Annotated in this window: 4 protein-coding genes; all 4 read left to right on the top strand. The window is 47.4% G+C overall.

Annotation, left to right across the window (positions count from 1 at the left end; genetic code table 11):
* On the top strand, nucleotides 1-306 hold a 306-nt coding region (locus HDC92_RS24840; RefSeq protein ID WP_183877066.1), incomplete at its 5' end, for a hypothetical protein.
* A gap of 65 nt (nucleotides 307-371) precedes the next feature.
* Nucleotides 372-3167 (top strand): SusC/RagA family TonB-linked outer membrane protein, encoded by a 2796-nt coding sequence (locus HDC92_RS24845; protein WP_183877567.1) that lies wholly within the window; start codon nucleotides 372-374, stop codon nucleotides 3165-3167.
* A gap of 6 nt (nucleotides 3168-3173) precedes the next feature.
* Nucleotides 3174-4847 (top strand): RagB/SusD family nutrient uptake outer membrane protein, encoded by a 1674-nt coding sequence (locus tag HDC92_RS24850; RefSeq protein WP_221271017.1) that lies wholly within the window; start codon nucleotides 3174-3176, stop codon nucleotides 4845-4847.
* A gap of 44 nt (nucleotides 4848-4891) precedes the next feature.
* A partial coding sequence (locus HDC92_RS24855) for a carboxypeptidase-like regulatory domain-containing protein (protein ID WP_183877568.1) occupies nucleotides 4892-5433 on the top strand: 542 nt, incomplete at its 3' end.

The following is a 5433-nucleotide window of genomic DNA, read 5'->3' on the forward strand; positions in this document are numbered from 1 at the left end:
TACCCGAGGTTGTCCTCCATCATTGGCGGCCTGAACAGCTCTACCGATTATCCTTCTACCTACTGGCTGGTACCGGGTGATTACCTCAGGTTAAGGTCGGCCGAACTCAGTTACAGTTTGCCCCAGGGTATGGTCAAAAGGTTAAGGATGCAGTCGGCCAGGATCTATACCAATGGCTACAATCTGATCACCTGGTCGAAGATCGATAAACGCTATCAGCTAGACCCCGAAGCCTCTTCCGGTGGAGACAAATATCCTTATCCGCCGCAAAGAATATACAATATTGGATTAATGCTCTCCTTTTAAATTATAAAATCAACAAATGAATAAATAATTACAAGCACACCTAATCATAAAACCAATTAAATCAAATGAGAAGATATCTATTTTACTTTTCCATTTTATGGTATTCCGGCTCATCGGCAATGGCGTCAGCGCCAGCGGCCGGTCCGGTTATCAGGAATGAGTTCCGGATTTCAGCGACACAGCTCAAAACAGGATCAGCCGGCTGGCAGGACAGCCTGAAGCTCAAGCGGAAAAAGCCTGCCCAGCTTTTATCAGGCAGTGTTTCCGATACCTTTAAAATTGCCTCCAGTGATGCAATTTACACAGCAGACCTGCTGAAATCCCCGACAGGGAGTTTATATAACATATTAACCGGCCGTTTATCGGGCCTGTACACCAACCAAAGCTCGGGCGAACCGGGATTTGATGGTGCAGCTTTGCAGTTAAGGGGACAATCGCCTTTAATGATCATTGATGGGATACCACGCTCGGTAACCTTGCTGGACCCGGAGGAAATTGAATCGGTTACCGTACTTAAAGATGCCCTGGCTACGGCCATGCTGGGTGTACGCGGATCGAATGGGGCTTTGCTGATCACTACCCGGAAGGGGTTTAACGGAAAACGTAAAATTGCCTTTACGGCACAGACTGGTGTACAGCAAGCCTTGAAAATGCCCGATTTTTTAAATGCTTATGACTATGCAAACCTGTACAATGAGGCGCTGAGGAATGATGGGCTGGCCGCAAAATACAGCAATGCCGATCTGGAAGCTTACCGGAACGGGACAGACCCGACGGGGCATCCGGATGTAAACTGGAAAGATCAGGTATTGCGCCCGGCAGCCCCTATAAGCAGGTACAACCTGAATGTAAATGGTGGCGGAGATGCCACACGTTATTTCATCTCGCTCGAGAATTTTAATCAGGGCGGTCTGATCAAAGAATCCGATGCCAATAAATACAGTACCAATTCGAGCCTTACCAGATATATTGTCCGCTCCAATATAGAGGTAGACCTGGATCGGCAGACCACACTGGGTTTAAGGTTATTCGGGCGCATCATGAACGGAACGGAGCCGGGTGGCACAGTAACCAATATTTTCAGTTCGCTGATCAATACACCCAATAATGCTTATCCGGTATTTAATCCGGACGGTTCTTTGGGTGGGGTACAGCAGTTTACCAATAATATATACGGACAGGCTACGGCTGCAGGTTATCAGGCCACTTATAACCGCGACATGATTGCCGATGTTTCGCTGACCCGTAAACTGGATTCCTGGGCCAAAGGGCTATGGGTACGCGGTATGGCTTCTTATTTTGCCTCTGCCAGTCAGCGTACCATGCGCAATAAAACCTTTGCCACCTACCAGTATACCGGTACCGGCTACAGGGTTTTTGGGGTGAACGGCGACCAGTCGAATGCCAGTACAGTTTCGCAGAACAACCGTCAGGTATATGCAGAATTTTCTGCCGGGTACAGCAACAGGTTTGGTGCAAATGGCATTGATGTTTATCTGGCTGCCAATAGTGATACCCGTTCGATAGATGGCGACCTGGACCTGAACTATTCAGGGATTTCCGGCAAGCTGACCTACGATTTCAATAAAAAATACATTGCAGAACTGGCATTCGGAATGAACCGTTCTAACCGTTATCCTAAAGGCACACCACTTGGCCTGTTCCCGGCCCTTGGTTTGGCCTGGAACATTTACCAGGAAGATTTTATGAAAGATTCCTGGCTGAAAGACCTGAAACTTAGCGCTTCTTACGGCAAAACAGGCTGGGACAAGGCCGGTTATTACGTATTTAACCAATATTATACGGATGCATCCGGATTGGGTTACGTATTTGGTGCTACACCTGCAACGGTAAATGGGGTAACAGAATCTACACTGGCCAATCCCGACATCCGATGGGAAAAATCAGATAAGCTGAACATAGGCTTGCAGGGTAGTGTGCTAAACCAGCGGTTAGCTTTTGATGTGCAGTATTTTAACAACAAATATTATGACCTGCTGATGCAGCGGGGCAGGAACAGTGCGGTACTGGGCAACGATTATCCGGACGAAAACATCGGCATCAACCGTTATACAGGAGCAGATTTTCAGTTGAAATGGCAGCAACAGAGCGGTAATTTCAGCTATTTTATCGGAGGAAATGCGAGTCTGGTCAAGTCCAGGGTGATATACAGCGACGAGGTATTTCAGCAGTACAGCTGGATGCAGCGTACAGGGCAGGCAGTGGGACAGCCTTTTGGATATATAGCCGAGGGCCTGTACCAGACTGTTGATGCCGGCAGTGTAGCGGTAACCGGCTATACCCCACAGCCGGGTGACATTAAATACAAGGACCTAAACAATGACGGTATCATTGACCAATACGATGAGGCTCCTATAGGTTCTACCAAACCACTGTTTTTTTATGGTGTTATATTGGGTTTCAACTGGAAGGGCCTTGATTTTAGTGCATTGCTGCAAGGTGTAGAAAACAGGAATATGCTGCTTACCGGCAATAGTGAATGGGAATTTCAGAGCAATGGTTTCGGACAGGCTTATCCTTTCCAGCTGGACCGCTGGACACCACAAACTGCAGGCAGCGCCAGCTATCCGCGTTTAACGGCAGGTAGCAATGTAAACAACCATAAGACTTCCTCTTACTGGATGCATTCAGGCGATTACCTGCGCCTAAAAACGGTAGAACTGGGCTACACGCTTCCAATGAGAATTTCCAGAAAGATTAAACTGGACAACATCAGGGTATTTGCCAATGCACTTAACCTGTTTACCATCGCTGATTTTGACCGGGTAGATCCGGAAGTGAAACCAGGTTCCTATCCGATACAGCGTGTAATTAATGGCGGTATTTCAATTAAACTATAAGCAGACATGAAAAAAAACAGACTTGTTTTAATTGTAATGGTTATGGTGCTGATAAGCATCAATGGCTGTAAAAAAGTAGAGACAGAACCACTGGAAAGGCTGACTGTCGATTATATATTTGATGAAGGCGACAGAAATGCGGTATATGCAGACCTGTTTTTGAACAATATTTATTCCTATTTGCCAGATGGCTTTAACCGTGTAGGCGGAAACCTGCTGGATGCAGGTACAGATGATGCTTTGCCTACACGCAATGCCTCTACAGTTGAATATTTTGTGAACGGACGTTTAACCCCGGCCAATAATCCGGATGCTGCCTGGGGTGATTGTTATGCCGGCATACGGAGGGTAAATATATTCCTTAAAAATATTGACATTGTACCTGCTGATGCACAACGCAAACAATACTGGCGTGCAGAAGCCAGGTTTATCAGGGCGATGCTTTATTTCGAGATGCTGAAACGTTATGGCGGCATCCCTTTGATAGGAGATAAGATCTTTGGGCTGAACGATAAGATTGATGTGAGCCGCAACACCTTTGCTGAATGTGTGAGTTATATTGTCTCTGAATGTGAGGACATTAAAGGTAAACTGCAGGTAGAACCTGTTGTAGATACAGACCTGGGCAGAATGACCAGGGGTTGTGCACTGGCACTGAAGAGCAGGCTGCTGCTTTATGCCGCCAGTCCGCTTTTTAACGGTGGTGGTTTTGAAACTGATCCGGCAAAAAAAGCGCTTACCGGTTACCTGGATTATAAAGAGAGCAGGTGGCAGGATGCGCTGAATGCTGCTGAAGAGCTGATTGGCAAGTATGCACTGGAAGCCAATTTTATTGATGTGTTTATCAAACGCAAAAACAATGAAGTGATCATGGCCAAACAACGGGTGAAGACCTTTGATGTGGAAAGTAACAATGCACCGGTAGGTTTTATTGAAAGCGGGGCGGTTAGCAAGGGGCTGACCAGTCCGACGCAGGAACTTGCCGATGCCTATACCAACGATTCCGGTGTGCCTGTGCCAAACTCACATTTACTGGCCAACCCTTATGCGGCCAGGGATTCCCGTTTTGCACTGACCTTCTTTTTTAACGGGAGCGACTGGCTGAAGCGGAAAGTACAGAGCTATGAAGGTGGTTTGGACAAACCCAATACCCCGGGCTCCGAACAGACACGTACAGGTTATTACATGCGCAAGTTCATGGCCAATTTTGCCACCAATACCACCTATACCAACCAGGACCATAATTTCATCATTTTCAGGTATGCGGAAGTTTTGCTGAACTATGCAGAAGCATTAAATGAGCTGAACCGCACCGAAGATGCGGTTAACCAGATCAAACTGCTGAGGATAAGAGCTAAGATCAAAGCAGGAACCGGAAACCGGTATGGCATTAAGGCTGGTATTTCGCAAACGGAAATGCGGGCCCTGATCCAGAATGAGCGCCGGGTAGAACTGGCATTTGAGGAACACCGTTTCTGGGATATCCGCCGCTGGAAAATTGCACAGCAGGTACTGAATGGGAAACTCCATGGCATGAAAGCTACCTTAAACGGCAGCACTGTTACCTACGAGCCTTTTGAAGCTGCAACAGTGGTATTTGCACCACGCATGTACCATATTCCACTGCCTTATGGGGAAACCACTAAAAATACAAACCTGGTGCAGAATGAAGGCTGGTAAGGTTTAGCGAGATGCTGTTTAATGACAATTACAAAAGATTTTAAATGAAGACATATATATACTGGTTAAGCTTTAGCTGGCTGCTATTGAGCTGTTGCTTTGCACATGCACAGAACAGGATCGTTGAAGGCCTGGTTAAAGACAATACAGGTGCTTTGCCAGGGGCATCCATTACAGAAAAAGGAGTGGCCGCCAACGGCACTTCTACAGATGGAAACGGCAGGTTCCGACTTACTTTAAAGGGTTCGGGGAACATCTTACTGATCAGTTCCGTTGGCTATTTACCCCAGGAACTGAACCTGAACGGCAAAAGTAACGTGGTGGTAACGCTTGTTGCCGATGCCAAAGGCTTGTCGGAAGTGGTAGTAGTGGGCTATGGTACCCAAAAGAAGCTGACCGTTACGGGCTCGGTAAGCTCGGTTAAAGGGTCGGAACTCAGACAGAACCCTTCGGCCAGTCTGCAGAACACCCTGAGCGGCCGCCTGCCCGGTTTCTTTTCCCAGCAGCGATCGGGCATCCCCGGCAGTGATGGGGCTGCCTTTTACATCAGGGGGGTAAGCACCTTTTCCAATGGGGCAGGTGCCAA

The organism is Pedobacter sp. AK017, assembly GCF_014200825.1.
GTDB lineage: Bacteria > Bacteroidota > Bacteroidia > Sphingobacteriales > Sphingobacteriaceae > Pedobacter > Pedobacter heparinus.